Here is an 18,579-nt window from a genome sequence, read left to right as displayed (position 1 = left end):
TAAACGTTTTTAATTAGGCTTGAAGTTATTATTTAAGCTTGTTATATTAGGCCTATGAAAACATATATCTCAGTACGTTATTATATTCCATTTTTAGGGAGCTTTGCCCTAAAATTCCCCTCTTAAGCGGACGTACCTTTACGTCCAATTGTGTTGCTGTATTACTACCAACACACACTTTTATTTAAATACTTAATTAAAGCTATTTTTATAGCTGTTCTTAATGCGCTTAATAAAGTGGATTTAAGTATTTTTGTATTTTATTCATTTATTTAAAAAATAAACACGCCCTAATTATCTACGATAAGGAGGTGATTGAATTTGATCTTTTTTTATGATTTTTAACTTTTTTTGTGCAAAAAGCACACGTGAATATTCTATTATTTATTGTAGGTGAAAATATGTCTAAAAATAAAATGAAAAAACCATTATTAACGTTGAAAGAAAAACGTAAATTGAAAAAAGAATCAAATACTACTGAAGTGGTAAAACCAAGGAAAAGGAAAGGATAAGTTTACAGGGCGCCAATAATGGCGCCCTTTTTAGTTCAATTGTTAATGTACAGAATACATTGGTGATAACACTATTGAATTTTGATTTGAATAAATAGCCCAGCCTATGCCGTATGAGGCTTTTATAACATTTAGATGAAAACGCTATTATTCATCATTATTTAGATTTTTATTTCGAAATATTCGTAAATTCAATCTTTAATAGTTGCTGTTGTCATCTAACATAGCTTTTTTAAATTTAGAAGTATGTGAGGTAAAAATGAAAGTTTTAGTCTTAGGCTCTGGTGTTATTGGGGTCACAAGTGCTTGGTATTTAGCTAAGTCAGGTCATGAGGTAACAGTGATTGATAGACAGTCAACTGTTGCAAATGAAACAAGCTTTGCTAACGCAGGGCAAATATCTCCAGGATATTCTGCACCTTGGGCTGCACCTGGTATTCCTGTTAAAGCGATGAAATGGTTGATGCAAGAGCTTGCCCCTTTAAAAATTAATGTAAAAAATTTTGACGCAGAAACTTTAGTGTGGATGACCAAAATGGTAGCAAACTGCAATAGTAAAGATTACCACATTAATAAATCAAGAATGATGAGAGTGGCTGAGTATAGCCGTGATTGTTTACGTGCGCTTAGGGACGAAATTAATATTCAATATGATCATAGAACTCAAGGTACATTGCAATTGTTTCGCACCTCGAGCCAAGTGAAAAGTTCTAAAAAAGACATTCAAGTATTAAATGAGTGTGGTGTTGATCATAAAGTACTTACACCAGACGACTGTTTAGACTACGAGCCCGCACTTCATCATACCATTGAAAAAGTTGTTGGCGGCATACACTTACCTAATGATGAAACGGGTAATTGTCATGCGTTTGTTACACAGTTAGCTCAAGAGTGCGAAAACCTAGGTGTTAAATTCATTATGGATACAGATATTAAGCAGTTGAATAAACAAGGTAATGACATTAAAAGTGTTTCTACTAGTAAAGGCGAATTCACTGCCGATGCGTATTTAATGGCTTTAGGTTCTTATTCTACACACATGCTAGCAAATATAGGTTTGAAAATACCTGTTTATCCTATTAAAGGTTATTCGCTCACCCTTCCTATCGAAGATTTTTCGGCTGCACCAGAATCTACCATTATGGATGAAACATACAAAGTGGCGATTACTCGTTTAGGTGATCAAATAAGAGTGGGTGGCACAGCAGAAATCACTTCTTATAATTTAGCATTATTAGAAAAACGCCGTAAGAATATAGAATTTTCTATTGCTGATTTGTTTCCTCATGCTGCTGACTTAGCAAAAGCTGAATTTTGGACAGGATTAAGACCAATGACACCAGACGGTACACCAATATTAGGTAAAACAACTATCGATAACTTATTTCTAAATACAGGACACGGCACTCTAGGTTGGACTATGGCTTTAGGCTCAGCGAAGTTTGTTAGCGATATTATTAGTTGTAAACCGCCAGATATTGATGTTGCTGGCTTATCAATTGACCGCTACGCGCATTAGGGGAATATATTATGGCTAGAACAGCAACAGCAATTATTAAATTAAATGCGATTAAACAAAACTACTTATATGCAAAGTCACTCGAAAAATCAGCCAAAGCGATTGCAACCATAAAGGCAAATGCCTATGGTCATGGTGCTGTAGAAGTAGCAAAAGCGTTAGTTGATGTAGCAGACGCATTTGGTGTGGCGTGTATTGAGGAGGCAAAAGAGTTACGCGATGCGGGGATTCAACAACCTATTTTATTATTAGAAGGTTTTTTTACCGCAGACGAATTAGAGTACATTAGTCAAAACAATCTATGGTGCGTTATACATAGCCAATTTCAACTTGAAGCACTTCAACAAGCCAAACTCACTCAACCGATTAAAGTTTGGTTGAAAATGGATTCAGGCATGCACCGATTAGGTTTTTTACCTGATAAATATGTTGAAGCTTGGCAAGCATTAACAGCTTTGAGGCAGGTTGAAAGTATCGTGCATATGAGCCACTTTTCATCCGCTGACGATGTAAGTGCTTCAACAACAAGGCAACAACAAGAATTATTTATAGAGACTATTGGTGATTTGCCTGGAGAAGTGAGTTTAGCTAATTCCTCGGCAATTTTAACCAAGGCAGTAACAAGACAGCAGTGGATACGACCAGGGATTATGTTATATGGCGCTTCTCCTATTGATAATGAGGTGTTATCAAATTCACTTAAGCCATCGATGACATTTAAAACCAAAGTTATCTCTCAGCGAACTATTAATGAAGGAGATAGCGTTGGGTATAATGCGCTATGGAAAGCGAAAAAAACAACACAAGTTGGTACTGTCTCTATCGGTTATGCTGATGGTTATCCTAGGCATGCTGCTAATGGTACACCTGTTTATATCAATGGTAAGAAAAGTCAAATATTAGGTCGTGTATCAATGGATATGATGATGGTCGATTTATCAATGTTTGATCAACAAAACTGCATTGGTTTTGATGTAGAACTCTGGGGAGATAATATTTTAGCTAATAGTGTAGCTAAGTATTCAGAAACAATTGCTTATGCATTATTTTGTGGATTAACGCGTCGAGTAAATAAATCTTACGTTTAATCAACTTAAGTGCCCACATTGATGAAACATATTCTTTATGGGCACTATACACTTTATAATTAAGTGAAATGGGCTGTTCAATTGAAATTATTTTTTTACAGCTCGCTTTTTAGTAAATCTCCTTTTCACTGTTGATTGCGGTAACCCAGTAAAATTAACGTTTTTTACACTTTCAATAAGTTGCGATAAATTATTTTCCACTCCTTCTATAAAAAACTGATAATTAATGGTTTGCTTACTGATTGCTTCAAGCTGAGATTCCCAAAGCGCAGTCATATCAGGTTGAGATATTTGCAACGGCAGGGCGGTGATTAATTGTTTTCCTATATCTGTGGCTCTTATTTCTTTACCTTGACGAGTTAAAAATTGGCGCTTAAATAATAGCTCAATAATACCAGCTCTAGTTGCTTCTGTGCCTAAGCCATCAGTTTCTTTTAATGCTTTTTTGATATCAGCATCTGAGACGTATCGAGAAATCCCTGTAAGTGCTGATAAAATTGTAGCGTCGGTAAAGTGTTTGGGGGGCGTGGTATTTTTCTCAATTAACTCACCTGAAGTACAGTGTACGGTATCACCCACTTTTACTTGAGGTAAAACCCTAGTCGAGAACTCGTTGGCATCTTTTTGTGGATTTGCTTTCTTAAATAAATCCTTCCACCCATTGCTGATAATATCTTTTTGTTTACTGATAAAGAGACCACCTGCTATTTCAGTTTCAATTTTTTTGTCGCTGTATTCAAAATTTGGATAAAATTGTGCGAGATATTGACGTGCTACTAGGTCGTAAATTTTTTCTTCTTGTGATGACATTATGCCCGTAGACTTATTTTTTGCGGTAGGGATAATGGCATGATGCGCACTGACTTTTTTATCATTCCATGCTCGACTTTTTTTAGTTAAATCGGCGTCACACAGTAAACTAGCTAATTGAGTTGATACTTGGCTGATCGCTTGAGTCACCGCAGGTATATCTTGCAAATGCTCTGTGGGTAAATATTGGCAGTCTGAACGAGGGTAAGTAATTAATTTATGTTTTTCGTAAAGCTGCTGGCAAATATCTAAAACTTGTTTGGCACTCATTCCAAATGCTTTGGCGGCACTAATTTGTAATCCTGACAAACTAAAGGGTAAAGGAGCTTGTTGTTGCTTTTTATCTTGTTGAACCTTGAGTATTTTGCCCGGTTGCTTATTAATACGGGAAACAACATTTAATGCTAGTTTTTTATCAAGCACACGTTTTTCTTCATCCATGTATGGTAAGCAGGCTTTACTAGGTTGCCATTTCCCTTGATATAATTCGCCTTTGTTGGTTTTTATGTGGGCAAGCACTTCATAAAAAGGTTTGGAGACAAAGTTGGCAATATCAATATCACGATTAACAACTAAACCAAGAATAGGGGTTTGTACTCGGCCTATTGATAATACGCCCTGATAGCCAGACTTTTGACCTTGAAGCGTGCAAAGGCGAGTCATGTTAAGACCATATAGCCAGTCTGCTCTTGCTCTAGCAAGTGCTGAAACCGCTAATGGAATAAATTCACTGTTGGGCTTTAAGTTATTAACTGACTTTTTAACCGCGTTAGAGTTCATGTCGCTGATTAAACAACGCAATGCATTTTTTATTTTTGCTTTACTCGCGCCACAATAGCTAATGGCCTCATCAACAAGTATTTGGCCTTCTCTGTCAACGTCACCCGCATTGACAATAATATCTGACTGTTTAATGAGTCGTTTGATAACAGTGAGTTGTTTTCTTGTTTTAGTTTTCGGCTTTAATTGCCATTGTTGAGGGATAATTGGGAGATGTTCAACAAGCCATTTTTTAAATTTAACATCGTAATCTTCTGGCGGTGCTTGTTCTAGTAAATGACCAATACACCAAGTAACTTTATCGCCATTACCAGCTTCGATATACCCATCGTTTTTTTTATGGGGTTTAGGAAGCACGTCAACAATCGCTCTTGCTAAACTAGGTTTTTCGGCAATATATAATTTCATTCAAGGAGTTAGATGATCGTGTGTTAGTTGAATAATACATTTTAACTGTTCTTTTGTACAGTTATTGCGTTTGTGTGCTGTGAAAATTAAATGAAAGATAGTTAATAATGATATCGGAACTTATGCTCTATCAATAGGTCTATTAATTATTCAATGTAGTGTTTTATCAATTATTTAAGAAAGACTTTGTGAAAAAAATAAATTACAAAACACTTTTAACCTCTTTATTTTTTCATGGGGTGTTGGTCATTTTTTTATTTTTTATGTCATTTGAATCGAAAACTGTAAAAGAAAAAGTTAAGCACAAACCGATAAAAAGCTATCTTTACGTAGCACCAAAATCTAACCTTGTAGAACAAGTAGAACAAGTAGAACAAGTAGAACAAGTAGAACAAGTAGAACAAGTAGAACAAGTAGAACAAGTAGAACAAGTAGAACAAGTAGAACAAGTAGAACAAGTAGAACAAGTAGAACAAGTAGAACAGAGCATCTATTCTCAATCAGAGCTATCAATGCCAAGTGTTTCAAAACCTATTGTTAGAGTCTCAACGATAGATTCGTTAAAAAAATTAAAAGCAAATTTATCAGCAACTAATGTAATTGAAAGTGGGGCTGAACACTTGAAAAACTATAAAATGTCTAAAAATTTTATTGAACCATCAATCAATAAAAAAGCCGATACTCCTAAAGTAAAAAAATATGAAATGAATTGTAATAGTCGTTTAAATGAAGGGCTTGTTTTAGCTAGTACATTACTTGGAGGCTCTATTGTTTGTAATGGTTTTCCTGAAATAAATCCTTTTATTGACGTTAGATTAAATGGAAAATAAGTAACAATTAGGTCATAGTTATTTAAAGTATCGCGCATAATAGGCAGGGAGTTTTACACGTGAGTATTGAAAAAATAATGTCTAAAACTGTTGTTACTGTAGAGATGAATGATCCATTATCGGTAATAAAGCATATTTTTGAGAATACAAAATTCCATCATTTGTTAGTGGTTGAAAGAGGTAAGTTAGTTGGTGTAATTTCTGATAGGGATTTACTAAGAGCAATAAGCCCAAAAGTCGATACTCCTGTTGAGTCGGCAAGAGATATAGCGACCCTTAACAAAAAAGCCCATCAAATTATGTCTCGTAAAGTGATCACTTTACCACCTAGTGCGGGTATTTATCAGGCAATTTCAATCTTTAATAATTATAATGTGTCTTGTATTCCTATTACTGATGAAGATGAAGTTCAAAAAGTGCTGGGTATTTTAAGTTGGAGAGATATTTTTCGAGCACTTGAAGAGAACCGTTAACAACCGAATTAATACTAAGTCACACCACACTAAACAGAAAAGCCTGAGTTAATACTCAGGCTTTTTCATTGGCACTACTTTAAAGGGTTATTACCACCAAGCGGCATAAAATGCCGTTAATATACAGATAACTGCAATTGTAGCCATGTTATAAGAAGTACTGGTTGAAAAATCAATTGCTTTAGTATCAACCGCTTTCGCTTCACTTAATTGTTTATCGGCTAATGAAACTAAAACAGCCAACATCAAACAAGCAATAAAGACATAACCTACGCGATCCATAAAGGGTAATTCAGGAAAAACTAACTTAAAGGTTAATGAAAGTACCGCAGAGCCAATCGCTGCTGCTAATGCGCCTTTTGCTGTGGTTTTACTCCAAAACATACCTAATAAAAACAACACAACAATACCTGGAGTAAAAAATCCAGTGAACTCTTGAATGTATTGGAAAGCTTGATCTAACTCGCCAAGTAATGGGCGTGCTGTAAGTACGGCGACAATCATTGAAATAAAGCTTACTATACGGCCCACTTTTACATAATGTTGTTGGGATTTGTCTTTTTTGTAATTGCTATAAATATCTAAAGTGAAAATAGTCGAAATACTATTAGCCATTGAGCCAAGTGACGACACAATAGCTGCAACTAATGCCGCAAATACTAAGCCTTTAATCCCTTCTGGCATTAAATTCATTAACATAGGGTATGCTTTGTCGGCAGGCTCTAAATCAGGCATTAACACAAAAGCAGCAATCCCTGGAAGTACAACAATTACTGGCATTAACAACTTTAAAAATGCAGCAAAAACAATACCTTTCTGCGCTTCACGTAAGTCTTTAGCAGCAAGGGCGCGTTGAATAATATATTGATTGAACCCCCAATAAGACAAGTTCATTATCCACATACCACCCACTAAAACAGACAATCCGGGGAGACTCATGTAATGAGGATTATCTTCAGCTAATATCATGTCGAATTTTTCAGGTGCTTGCGCCATAAGCTGGCTAAAACCAGCAACAATGCCTTCTCCGTCACTGATCATATTCAAGGTAATATAACTTAAGAATAAACCGCCACCCACAAGTAAAACGACTTGAATAATATCGGTATAGGCGACTGCTTTTAGGCCACCATAAAGTGAATAAGCAAGCGAGAACACTGCTAGGAATAAAATAGCGGCATCCATGTTTACGCCAGTAACCGTATTAATCGCTAATGCACCAAGCCACAAAATAGCGGTTAGGTTAACAAACACATACACGCCTAACCAAAAGAAAGCTAAAATCATGCGAACATTGTGATCGTAACGTTGTTCAAGAAATTGCGGCATTGTAAATATTTTATGCTTTAAGAAAATAGGTAGAAAATACTTACCTACTAAAATAAGAGTAATTGCTGCCATCCATTCATAAGATGCAATGGCTAAGCCGATAGCATAGCCAGAGCCTGACATACCAATTATTTGCTCGGCTGAAATGTTAGCCGCGATAAGTGAAGCGCCTATCGCCCACCAAGGTAAACTGTTGCCAGCAAGAAAATAGTCGCTAGCGTCTTTTTCATGGCCTGCTTTTTCACGAGAGACAAAGTAGGCTAGGGCAATAAGTGCCAGTACATAAAAGATAAAAATACTGGTATCGAGTGTTGATAATTGTGACATGGTATTCTCTATTTATTATTTTAAATTATTGTTATTTTTTGTGCTTTCTAGCTTACTCATTAATATGCACAAGTGTAAATAACGTTTTACTCTAAAGGGCTAAGTTAAATGTATAGCTTGGTATAGACGGCTATCTTAGCGTTGTTTCTTGAGTATTGTATTAGCAAAAAGAGTTATTTTATTCCTAAAACACACTTGATGTATATTTATAGTACAAATAAAAGTTTTAATATAATAGGTTAATAAATTTTATAATACAATATACATTTTAGTGGAAGTAACGATAGAGGTAATTGATTAAATCTAAGGTTGAGAAAAAAGAGTTTAATAAATAAAGTAAGTAACCTGAATTAAGGTTAAGTAGAGAGGGTTGAACGATAAAATTGATAAACGAGAGTTGTAAGCTTAAGCAAGTAACTACTTTTTAGAAGTATCTACTTTCAAATTAGGTAAATTAGTATTTCCCATTGTTGTCAGGACTAAACCGACCATAAAAAAGAAAAAAGTGGTTGCCCCCGCGCTAGCTTTATAAACATCGCCTAATTCGTTACCGATAATCAATAAAAACGCCATACCAATAACGGCAATAATAAAGCTCAAAATACCGCATACTTTTGATATTTTTTGTAAGAGTGATTTTTTAGCGTGTATTACTTTATTCAATTTGTATGCTCTTATGGTTGATTTAATAGGTTATTTTTACGTGATTTTAATTTAGCCTTATTGATTTAAAACAAATTGCTTCGCATTTTTACGATTTATTTTAAAGCTAAGGCTCACTGTCTTATTAATATAACCCTAGCTGTTCTACTAATACTAGCAAACTGGATTTAAGATTTAATTAAATTTTATACAGTGGCTAAAACTTCTGCTACAATACGACAATTAAATTTTCAAAAATAAGTGTTTTTAAGTATGCGTATAAAGTTAACAGCTGATATAGAAAAGAATTTTGAACATGGTTGTTCAGCCGGAGAAGAGTTTGATGCGGTATTAATTCACCCTCGCTCAACAACGGTAGAGTTTATTACTGATTCGGGCAAAGCGCTAAGAGCCTTTGGTTACGAATACGAAGTGATTGAATCAGTAGAATTAACTTAGAAAACTGTACTTCATTTAAATAGAAAACCGTTATAACACGTTAAACTTTGGGCACTATTACCTGTTTAACCTTTGTTGTGACGGTTTTTTTATGTCAATTATTTGAGATGTAACTTTGTAAGAGAAAATTGATGAAAGTAAAAGATACTGCTCGACTAAGTTTTACTTTAATGACAGAAGATGACGCTGAGTTATTATATCAGTTAGATAAAGATCCTGAAGTAATGCGCTACCTTAATGGCGGGAAGCAAACCTCTTTAGCTGAAATTGTGAATACTTATATTCCAAGATTAAAAAAATTCACTAACCCTACATTAGGTTGGGGTTTATGGAAAGTTACCGTAAAAGCTAATCAAGACTATATTGGTTGGATATTAATAAGGCCCATGGAATTTTTTAGTCAAACTCCAGAGTTTGATAATCTAGAAATAGGTTGGCGTTTTATGCAGAAATCGTGGGGCAAAGGCTACGCTAGCGAAGCTGCTCTTGCGGTGCAAAATGAAGTGATAAAACATGGTATGGTCAAAAAAATCAGTGCAACGGCAGTGAAAGAAAACGCTGGCTCAATTGCCGTGATGGAAAAAATAGGTTTACGCTATGTAAAAAGCTACCTGCATAAAGACCCTTTAGGTGATATGCAGGCAGTCTATTATCAAAAAAGCTTATAGAGCCTTTTATCGTGTTAGCTGGTTAAAACTTTAATCAGTTAAATGATTGGTATGATGGAATTTCTCACCTAAATCTTCAAGTTGTGCCAACCACGGCGCAATTTTACTTGGCATGTGCGGGGCTGCGCTAACACCAAGTGGACTGTTATTAGCAAAAATAGACTCAATGGCAAAACACACTGGCACAGACACTAATCTTGCCATTGCTTGTCCTTGCTCATTGCCGCAAGCGTCGAGTAAGTAACTTTTGTGCCAAACTTCCTTGCCGTCTTTTTTAGCGACCAGTTCTACGTTAAGTACAACGCGATCAGGCTCGTTTTCACCATAGCTGTACTTTTTATCTAACTCTTGACTAATTTCTGTTAAACGCTGTTCTACTTCATCGGCAGGTTTATTATCACGACTAAACTGAGCGATTTCATCGAACAAGTATTGCCAAGCTGTTGACCAACCAGACAGTCGTAACGTACCACGAACAAACTCATCTACTTGCCAATTTTTATTAAAACCATATTGCTCTAAAAAAGGTAGTGAATCTCTATTTGGGTAGGCTTGAAAAGTTTCCTTGCCATCAGGTAACGAAATTGTGTAATCACTTAATGCTTCCCAGGGGGCTTGAGAAGTTGCTGGTTCGCCATTTTTAAGCCATTTTGCTGGTGATTTTAACGCTTTTAATACACCTAATGGTGACCAACTAAATTTGTATCTAAAATCATTCGCGACTTTAGGGAAACCGCCACAATACGAACGGAATGATAATTGGTTATCTAATGAAAACTCATCACTATTTTGGTAATCATCCACCAGTAAGTGAGCAAGTAAGTGATCTAAACCTGGATCTAAACCAACTTCATTAATAAAAGATAAACTTTGTGCTTTTGCTTGTTGATCTAAGCTCGCCATTTCAGGAGAGATGTAACTACTTGAGACAAAATGCGCATTGTTTTGTAAACACAATTGGGCAACATCGATATGTTTAGTTGCAGGTAGCATTGAGACAACAATATCCCCAGCCTTAACTGACTCTGTTAATTGCTGCCAATCAAGTTGCTGCACGTTTAATGCTTGCGAATTTTCATCGCGAATAGATGCAAGCGTTGCTTGTGCTTTAGATAAACTTCTATTCCAAACAATTAAATTGTGTGAACTAAGTGCAAGTCGTTTAATGCCCGGTACTGAAGAAAGTCCAGCACCTAGCCAATGAATGGTATTAGTCATATTTTCCCTATTGTGTTTTTTGAATTTCAGCTAGTTTGCTATGAAATAGTGTAGATGCTTTTGGCCAAACATCTTGCGATGTGTCACCTAAAGTAAGTAAATGCTTTACTAATTGTTGACCATAATCTTCACTACTTTCTTTGGGGAGTAACGAAGGTAAATGATCAATGGCAATTAAATTGAGCGATTGTTCAGCCTTGTCAATAACCTTAATACAAGGCTGCATAAATGTGGTGCTGTGTTGATAAATAGGTAGTGGGTTATAGTCGCCATAAGGATCGCAACTCACATCGGTAATTACCGCGAGTTTTCTTTGACTTGAAGCTAAACTTTCATGGTTAAGAAAAACAGGCGAGCTACCATCGTCTGCAATACCGCTAATGAAAACACAATTTATTAAAATATCGAAGCTATTTAATTCCTCAAACGGGCCTGTTCGTTGAGTTTCTTCGATATCCCATTCAACAACTTCTAGCGATAATTCTTTCGCAACATCAACAGCACCTTTGCCACTTCGGCCTTTAGCCCCAATAACAATTACTCTGGGTTTAATAGTTGAATGGTTAACTGCTTCGGCTAAATCGGTCATTAACTCTGATTTATCTGCGTATGCTTTAATGTCTTTTAATGGTGGCTGCATGCCTAATTTTTGGTTAGCCCAAGCTTGAATAGCTAATGCTGCACCAGCAAAACCAGCCCAATAACCAAAGGCAGCAACACGACGGTTATTGTCATCAACTAAATATTCTAAGTCATATAACTTACCTTCACCTTGTTTAAAGCGCTCAAGTAATTTTTGCCAACCTTGCTGTTCTTTGTATACGTGGGCAAAATAAATATGTTGGTGCACTAAAGGAAATGTGGCTTCAGGTAATTCTTTTAAGCCAAGAATAATCGTGTCTTTTGGTGCATTAACCCACTCACCTTGGCCAACTAAATGACAACCAATTGCTTTATATTGCTGATCAGGGAAAATGTTTTGGGTAGAAGCCTCAACCGTGACTTGAAAGCCAGCGTCAAGTAACTTTTTAGCGTTACTAGGTGTTAGCGCAGTTCTTTGTTCTTGTGGTTTCGTTTCGGCTCGCAGCCAAATATGGGGTTGATTCATAATAAATATCTAATAGAGTTTAAGTGACCAAATAAAAGTAGCCTACAGTTAACTTTAATTAACTTTAACTACCACTGATTGTCTTGTTGTGTTATTTATACTACAAATAAAAATAATATACAAAATGTTATTTTACTCATCGATAAGAGGTTAATTGAGAATATGTGTAACAGCGGGTATAAATTAGACAGTAAGTTAGGCTGTATACTTAAGGGAAATAAGCACAGCGTTTTTTTGTTTATTTTCATTGTTTTAGTTAGTTTTCAAATAAAGGTTTTTGCCTTAGAAAACACTTTTTCTAGTAGCCAATTTGACAATATTATTGATCGCACGGGCAATCCAAAAAAAGTTCAAGACTATGACGACTATCTTAATCAACAGTATAATCCTTTCATAGATTTAGGGGCATGGCATGGCTTTTTATTGCCTGAAGATAAGACTACCTTCGGCGCTTTTACTGGTCCTATGGTTATCGCTCAGGAATATAGTTTATTTATTGCCGAGCAATTAGAGCAACTCTCGATTCGTGATTTGTCAACTCAACAAGTATTAGACTTTGCTAGCGCTAAGTCTCAACTTAAATCTCAACCGGGGAAGTTGAGCCAAATTTATCAGTTTAACGATGTAACTATCGAACTTACTTTAACTTTTGTAAGTAATCGTAGTGCGTTAGTGGAAACTGCTTTTCATAACACGTCTAATCAGCAGAAAAGCTATCAAATTAATTGGCAAGGGGAGTTATTAACACAACTTTCTTCGACCCAAAGTGTGGAAACGTCTTTTCCTCAACTAAACGCAAAAGTACTAATGGACAAAAATACTGTTGTATTTGCATTTTCAAAAGTGAGATCGCCTTGGCAAGTGATGACGAGTGATTCTTCACAATATCGTATTGAGCGTTCACTAAAAAGCGAGACGATGATCAAACAAGGAGTATATAACTCAACAGCGAGCATTGTATTACCTGCAAACGATCAATTACGTATTTATACCACTCACAGTTATCTTCATAATCAGGAAGAGACGGCTTCAGAAAAATTAAAAATAGCGAAAATATTGGCACAACCTAGCACTTTCATTAAGGCGTCTGAGCAGCGTTGGCAAGGCTACTTGTCTAAAGCATTTAAGGGCATTAATGCTTCTCCAAAACAGCAAAAAGTGATGGTAAAATCTATTGAAACATTGATCGGAAATTGGCGAAGTGCCGCAGGAAATATTAAGCATGACAGCGTAACACCGTCGGTAACTGCTCGTTGGTTTAATGGCGTTTGGGCATGGGATACCTGGAAACATGCGTATGCGCTAGCCAGTGTTAATCCGGAACTAGCAAAAAACAATGTCAGAGCGATGTTTGATTACCAAGTGATGGAAAACGATCCACTGAGATCGCAAGATCAAGGTATGGTTATAGATGCAGTATTTTATAATAAAGACCAAGCAAGAGGTGGCGATGGCGGCAACTGGAATGAACGAAACACTAAGCCGCCGTTAGCGAGTTGGGCGATATGGGAAATTTATCTTCAAACACAAGATATTAGCTTTATAGAAGAGATGTTTCCTAAGCTTCAAGCTTATCATCAGTGGTGGTACAGAAATCGCGATCATAATCAGAATGGTTTAATTGAATATGGCGCGACTAAACATTCTAAGCATAACGACGAACAAGGTCATATTAGCTTTAGTGTCAGCTATGCTAATAATTTCATCAACGGTTCAACATCTCAGGTTGCAGTTAAAGAGTTAGCAGAGCAACTCTCAGCTTGTTCAGTGAAAGTAAAGACGGATGCTAAAAATGACGTTAGCCAATATGCTTGTTCTGGCATGGCGCTATATAAAGCGGTGCTTGATGACGGGCAATATCTTGATTTAGATATTGGCGCTCAGCATGGTGCGGGTTGGGAATCCGGAATGGATAATGCGGCACGTTTTGGTTTTATTGATAATAATCAGCTAGCGGCTTATGCCAAAAAACATTATCAAGGCGATCTAAAACAGGCGAGAAAAGATTGGCAGGTGATGTTTTTTGAAAACACCAATGATAAAGGCGAGTTATTAGGGTTTTCAATTAACCAAGAATCAGTAGAACTGAATACTTATCTTGCACAAGAAAAGTCTTTACTAGCTCAAATGGCAGCATTACTTAATAAACCTAAAGTGGCCAGTAATTATCAACAAGCGGCTAAGCAATTGGCGACTCGAATAAACCAATGCTTTTTTGATAGTGAAACAGGCTTTTATTATGACCGACAAATAACTCAAAACAAGGCAGTAAATTCAGAAGGTTGTGTAGGAAAATTACTAACAAAACGTGGTCGAGGACCTGAAGGCTGGAGCCCGTTATGGGCTAATGTTGCCGAACCTTCTCAAGCAGAACAAGTAAGATTACAAATGTTAAATGCTAAAGAGTTCAACACTTTTGTGCCACTTGGAACCGCTTCTCAATCAAACCCAGCCTACGATCAAAATATTTATTGGCGTGGCAGAGTTTGGTTAGATCAAGTGTATTTTGGTATTACAGCGCTTAACAACTATGGTTTTACTGATGAGGCAGAAAAATTGTCTGAAAAATTATTTAATAATGCCCAAGGCTTAATGGGCAATGGTGCAATTCGTGAAAATTACAATCCTGTCACGGGTCAAGTACAAGGCGCAACGAACTTTAGTTGGAGTGCTGCGCATTTATTGATGTTAATAAGAGAAAGTGAGGTTAAGCATCAATAAAGAAATAATGATCAAAGATTAACACAAGTGTTTGAAAGTGCTTTAATAGCTTTATAAATTTTTATAGGAACATAAAGCACTATGAACATTACACATAAAACTATTTGGATCACTGGCGCTTCTTCAGGCATAGGAGAAGCGCTAGCAATTGCTTGTGCGAATAAAGGCGCTAAATTAATTTTATCAGCCCGAAATGAAGATAAACTTAATGCACTTAAAGCGCGACTTATCAATACTGAACAACACATTGTATTTCCTTTAGATTTATCTGACCCTGAAAACATAGCGGCGCACGTTCAAACTATTATTGATAACTATGCTATTGATATTTTAATTAACAATGGCGGCGTAGCACAACGAGGAACTGCCAGAGAAACAAAGCTGAGTGTGCAGCGCCAAGTAATGGAAGTGAATTACTTTGGCACTATCGCTTTAACGCAATGTGTAATACCGAAAATGCTTGCGGCTAAAAAGGGCATGATAGTAACGGTTTCATCTGTTGCCGGTAAAGTAGGCGGCCAAAGCATGTCGGGTTATAGCGCTTCTAAGCATGCTATTTTAGGTTATATGGATTGTTTACGCGCAGAAGAAAGTAAAAATGGTCTTCAAGTATTAACCATTTGCCCTGGGTTTGTGCAAACCAATATTTCAGTAAACTCTATGACAGAAAGTGGTGAAGTGTTTGGGGAAGTTTCCCACGCAATTAAACATGGTATTAAAGTTGATGAGTGCGCTGCTAAAATAGTGCGCGCCATTCAAGCTGACAAAGATGAAGTGATTATTGGAAAAGGGTTGAGTTATTGGGCGCCAACTATTTACCGATTTTTTCCGAGTTTGTTTAGAAAACTCTCAGCAGCTAAGAACATACGCTAATCGCAGGCTAATCATTTACTTTATGAGTGATCTTTAATATATTGCATACAATATTTAATGTAAGGTTGTAATGATGAGTAAAATAAATAAAGTAAGTGCATTAGTCTTAATGCTAAGTGTAGGGTTAATTAGCGCTTGTGAACCAGCAAAAGAAGCGCCTGTTGCCAAAGATAATCAAACAGATACAAGCAACACTCTAGAGACGGCTGCTTCAAATAACGTGACTGAAGTTTTGGCGAGTGTCGATGAAGTATTATCACAAGTACACAATTGTAACGATACCATTATTATTCGTTCACAAGCATTAAGTGACGAAATGATCGCACAAGCCTGTGAAATACTTATTGGTGAAGAACAGCACTTTCACGAAACTTTTGGTACAAAAAACAAGCCAGTTGCTGATGACAATAACCAAGCGATGCGTGCGAATGTATATCACAGCCGTGAGGAGTTTGTTAAATACGCAACAGCACATTTTACAATGCCAACGAACAACGGTGGTATGTATCTAGAAGGTTATCCTGACAAGCCTGATAACCAAGCAGAATTCGTTGCTTATGAAAGAGATGGACAAATTTGGAACTTACGTCACGAGTACGTGCATTATTTAGATGGTCGTTTTAATAAATATGGCGATTATTGTAATGGTTTACACGACGACCATGCAGGGCCTGAATTTTGTCCTTCTCCTAACTTAAGTTACCCTCATATTGTTTGGTGGGCGGAAGGCTTAGGTGAATATATGGCGCATGGTGATAACAACCTAAAAGCGGTGGCAATGGCGTCAGAAAAAACCTTTCAATTAAGCGAGCTTTTTAATACTAGTAGTAATGAAAATACTGGCGGCGATCGTGTTTATCGTTGGGGGTATTTAGCGGTGCGTTACATGATGGAAAACAATCGCGATGATATTGAGCAAATGTTAGCTTTAGTTAGAGTTGGTGATTGGCAAGGCTACCAAGAACTTGTACGTTCTTGGGGCAGAAAATACGATGCAGACTTTCATCAATGGTTAGATGATTTAACTACTGCAAGCTAATCATCTTTATTAAATATTATGAGACAAAGGTGGCGTTCAAACATCAGGTAAAGTGTTTGAACGTTTTTACCCAAGGCGTATTATTAAAGGAAGGTTAAAAATAGATTAAAGCTTAAAAAAACTTTCAAGGAATATCTGTTCTGGTTACACTATCGTTTTCAACTTACCTTAAATACTCATGACAACACCTTTTTCATATTCTAAAAGTTATATTCTCGACAAAAGTCACTACAGCGAAACATTTGATGAGTCGGTAATTGTTGATACATCAAAAACTGTTTATTTTAAATCAGGTGTTTTGGCTATTTTTGGTTTAACTATTCTACTGTTTACTAATGTAAATCCTTATGCAGCATGGTTTATCGTCGCGCTTGGCGCACTTGAAGCTTTAAGTATTCGTTTTAAAAAGCCCTGGTGGTTGGCTAGACAAATGATGAGTAAAGCCGCTAATGCTGAGATGACATTAACGATTAATGAAAAAAAAATTACCAGCAAATCTTTCTACGTTAATCATGTAATTCTGTGGTCGGAAGTGAGAAAGTTAGAGCCAACCACCCAAGGTTGGTTAGTTATTCATTCCCTTGGAAGAAACTATATTTCTAACAGATGTCTTTCAGATGAAGCAACCGCTTTTCTACAACAGCAAGCTGAACAAATCGCGCAGTAAGTCCCGCTTACCATTGGTTATAAAAATCCTAATCTGATTTTCATTAAAAGAAATAAAAAAGCCCTTAATCACTTCAATAGCTGGTTAAGGGCTTTATATCTTATATATTTGTATCTATGGAGAAGTTAAATACGCTAACCAAGCGTTTATTCTCACTGTCACTTTACTGATCACATGAACAGGGAAGCCTTTACTGGTATAAACGGCAACACTACCACCGGCACCTTGGGGTAACTTTTTAGCCTGTTGTTCATCATCTAGAGTCACTCGAATTGCCCAACGATCATTAACTGGTGCACCACTCATTGTTGGTAAGGCTGATGATGCAGCAAGTTGTGCTTGGTTACTCACTTTAGTTATAGAACGCACTTTACCAGAGAAAACTTGGCCGGGAAGTGTGTTAAAAACGACTTCAACTTGGTCTCCTTCTTGTACTAAGCGGATAGCACTTTGACTAAAGCTTGCAACGACATCGCTGATCTCATCAGAAATAAACGCCATTGAGGACGCTAAAGGAATCGCGGTCACATAGTTGCCAGGGCGTAATTGTATATTCGGTACGTAACCATCATGAGGTGCGCGCACGGTAGTTTCTTCAAGTTGCCAATTCGCATTGTTTAATGAAGCTTGTGCTGAATTTATACTCGCTACTGCGATATCTTTATTTGCCTGCCAGGTGTCCACACTAGATTGTGCAATCGATTTGGAAGCGATTAAGGTATCTGCACGCTCTAAATTGATTTCCGCTAATTTTTTCTGTGCTTTAAATTGCTCGACTTGTGCTTCTAATTTATCGACGTTGTATTGATAAATACTTGAATCAATTTGAAAGAGCTTTTCGCCTTTTTTCATTGGAGTCATCGGTTGTACATAAACTTCAGTCACTTGCCCTTTTACGTTAGGCACAATTGGAATAACGTAGCGGACAATACGAGCATCGCTACTCATTGGAGAATAGGTATACCAGGAAATAACTATAGCGCCTATAATTACAGCACCAGAGCCGACAAAAATGGAGATATTACGTGGCGTTTTAGCAAGCCATTTAGTTTTGTTGAAAAAAAGAAAATAGAAGCTACTGTAGAATAAAATTAAAATGGCAATCATG

General features: G+C 36.6%; 16 protein-coding genes. 10 read left to right on the top strand and 6 right to left on the bottom strand.

Going from position 1 to position 18,579, the window contains the following annotated elements:
* The first annotated feature begins 771 nt into the window (after nt 1-771).
* Together AC27G3_RS07760 and alr are read left to right on the top strand one after the other, a co-directional pair.
* On the top strand, nt 772-2,031 hold the full coding sequence (locus tag AC27G3_RS07760; protein WP_487120362.1) for a D-amino acid dehydrogenase: 1,260 nt from the start codon (nt 772-774) through the stop codon (nt 2,029-2,031).
* An 11-nt stretch (nt 2,032-2,042) separates the two neighbouring features.
* On the top strand, nt 2,043-3,119 hold the full coding sequence (gene alr, locus AC27G3_RS07755) for an alanine racemase (RefSeq protein ID WP_487120360.1): 1,077 nt from the start codon (nt 2,043-2,045) through the stop codon (nt 3,117-3,119).
* A gap of 87 nt (nt 3,120-3,206) precedes the next feature.
* Here alr and AC27G3_RS07750 read toward each other — a convergent pair whose 3' ends face one another.
* Entirely contained in the window at nt 3,207-5,117 is a 1,911-nt protein-coding gene (locus tag AC27G3_RS07750; protein WP_487120358.1) for a DNA topoisomerase III, read from the bottom strand.
* A 188-nt stretch (nt 5,118-5,305) separates the two neighbouring features.
* On the opposite strand from AC27G3_RS07750, the gene AC27G3_RS07745 reads away from it, so the two are divergent.
* The gene (locus AC27G3_RS07745; protein ID WP_487120356.1) at nt 5,306-5,947 is read left to right on the top strand and encodes a hypothetical protein; all 642 of its coding nucleotides are present in this window, start codon (nt 5,306-5,308) and stop codon (nt 5,945-5,947) included.
* Nucleotides 5,948-6,006: 59 nt separating this feature from the next.
* Entirely contained in the window at nt 6,007-6,420 is a 414-nt protein-coding gene (locus AC27G3_RS07740) for a CBS domain-containing protein (protein ID WP_487120354.1), read from the top strand.
* Nucleotides 6,421-6,510: 90 nt separating this feature from the next.
* On the opposite strand, the gene AC27G3_RS07735 is transcribed toward AC27G3_RS07740, so the two are convergent.
* Nucleotides 6,511-8,076, bottom strand: coding sequence for a sodium/sugar symporter (locus tag AC27G3_RS07735; RefSeq protein WP_487120352.1), 1,566 nt, complete (start codon nt 8,074-8,076; stop codon nt 6,511-6,513).
* A 417-nt stretch (nt 8,077-8,493) separates the two neighbouring features.
* Entirely contained in the window at nt 8,494-8,739 is a 246-nt protein-coding gene (locus AC27G3_RS07730) for a hypothetical protein (protein ID WP_487120350.1), read from the bottom strand.
* 252 nt (nt 8,740-8,991) lie between these two features.
* On the opposite strand from AC27G3_RS07730, the gene AC27G3_RS07725 reads away from it, so the two are divergent.
* Nucleotides 8,992-9,177 (top strand): hypothetical protein, encoded by a 186-nt coding sequence (locus AC27G3_RS07725; protein WP_487120348.1) that lies wholly within the window; start codon nt 8,992-8,994, stop codon nt 9,175-9,177.
* Nucleotides 9,178-9,308: 131 nt separating this feature from the next.
* Nucleotides 9,309-9,845, top strand: coding sequence for a GNAT family N-acetyltransferase (locus AC27G3_RS07720; RefSeq protein WP_487120345.1), 537 nt, complete (start codon nt 9,309-9,311; stop codon nt 9,843-9,845).
* 30 nt (nt 9,846-9,875) lie between these two features.
* Here AC27G3_RS07720 and AC27G3_RS07715 read toward each other — a convergent pair whose 3' ends face one another.
* Together AC27G3_RS07715 and AC27G3_RS07710 are read right to left on the bottom strand one after the other, a co-directional pair.
* Nucleotides 9,876-11,063 (bottom strand): saccharopine dehydrogenase C-terminal domain-containing protein, encoded by a 1,188-nt coding sequence (locus AC27G3_RS07715; protein ID WP_487120343.1) that lies wholly within the window; start codon nt 11,061-11,063, stop codon nt 9,876-9,878.
* Nucleotides 11,064-11,070: 7 nt separating this feature from the next.
* Nucleotides 11,071-12,171, bottom strand: coding sequence for a saccharopine dehydrogenase (locus AC27G3_RS07710; protein WP_487120341.1), 1,101 nt, complete (start codon nt 12,169-12,171; stop codon nt 11,071-11,073).
* Nucleotides 12,172-12,405: 234 nt separating this feature from the next.
* Between AC27G3_RS07710 and ygjK the strand changes: the two genes are divergently transcribed.
* The 4 genes from ygjK (at nt 12,406) to AC27G3_RS07690 (ending at nt 17,471) form a co-directional block, all read left to right on the top strand.
* The gene (ygjK, locus tag AC27G3_RS07705; RefSeq protein ID WP_487120339.1) at nt 12,406-14,892 is read left to right on the top strand and encodes an alpha-glucosidase; all 2,487 of its coding nucleotides are present in this window, start codon (nt 12,406-12,408) and stop codon (nt 14,890-14,892) included.
* A gap of 81 nt (nt 14,893-14,973) precedes the next feature.
* Nucleotides 14,974-15,765, top strand: coding sequence for an SDR family oxidoreductase (locus tag AC27G3_RS07700; protein WP_487120337.1), 792 nt, complete (start codon nt 14,974-14,976; stop codon nt 15,763-15,765).
* Between the two features lie 73 nt (nt 15,766-15,838).
* A complete protein-coding gene (locus tag AC27G3_RS07695; protein WP_487120335.1) occupies nt 15,839-16,804 on the top strand; it encodes a collagenase in 966 nt (321 codons plus the stop codon).
* Nucleotides 16,805-16,982: 178 nt separating this feature from the next.
* Nucleotides 16,983-17,471, top strand: a complete 489-nt coding sequence (locus tag AC27G3_RS07690) for a YcxB family protein (protein ID WP_487120333.1) — start codon at nt 16,983-16,985, stop codon at nt 17,469-17,471.
* Nucleotides 17,472-17,585: 114 nt separating this feature from the next.
* Here the strand turns inward: AC27G3_RS07690 and AC27G3_RS07685 are convergent, their stop codons facing one another.
* Nucleotides 17,586-18,578 (bottom strand): efflux RND transporter periplasmic adaptor subunit, encoded by a 993-nt coding sequence (locus AC27G3_RS07685; RefSeq protein WP_487120331.1) that lies wholly within the window; start codon nt 18,576-18,578, stop codon nt 17,586-17,588.
* Nucleotide 18,579: the final 1 nt, after the last annotated feature.

This window comes from Colwellia sp. SU-HH01217, from assembly GCF_057543495.1.
This window is presented reverse-complemented; position numbering and strand designations above follow the sequence as displayed.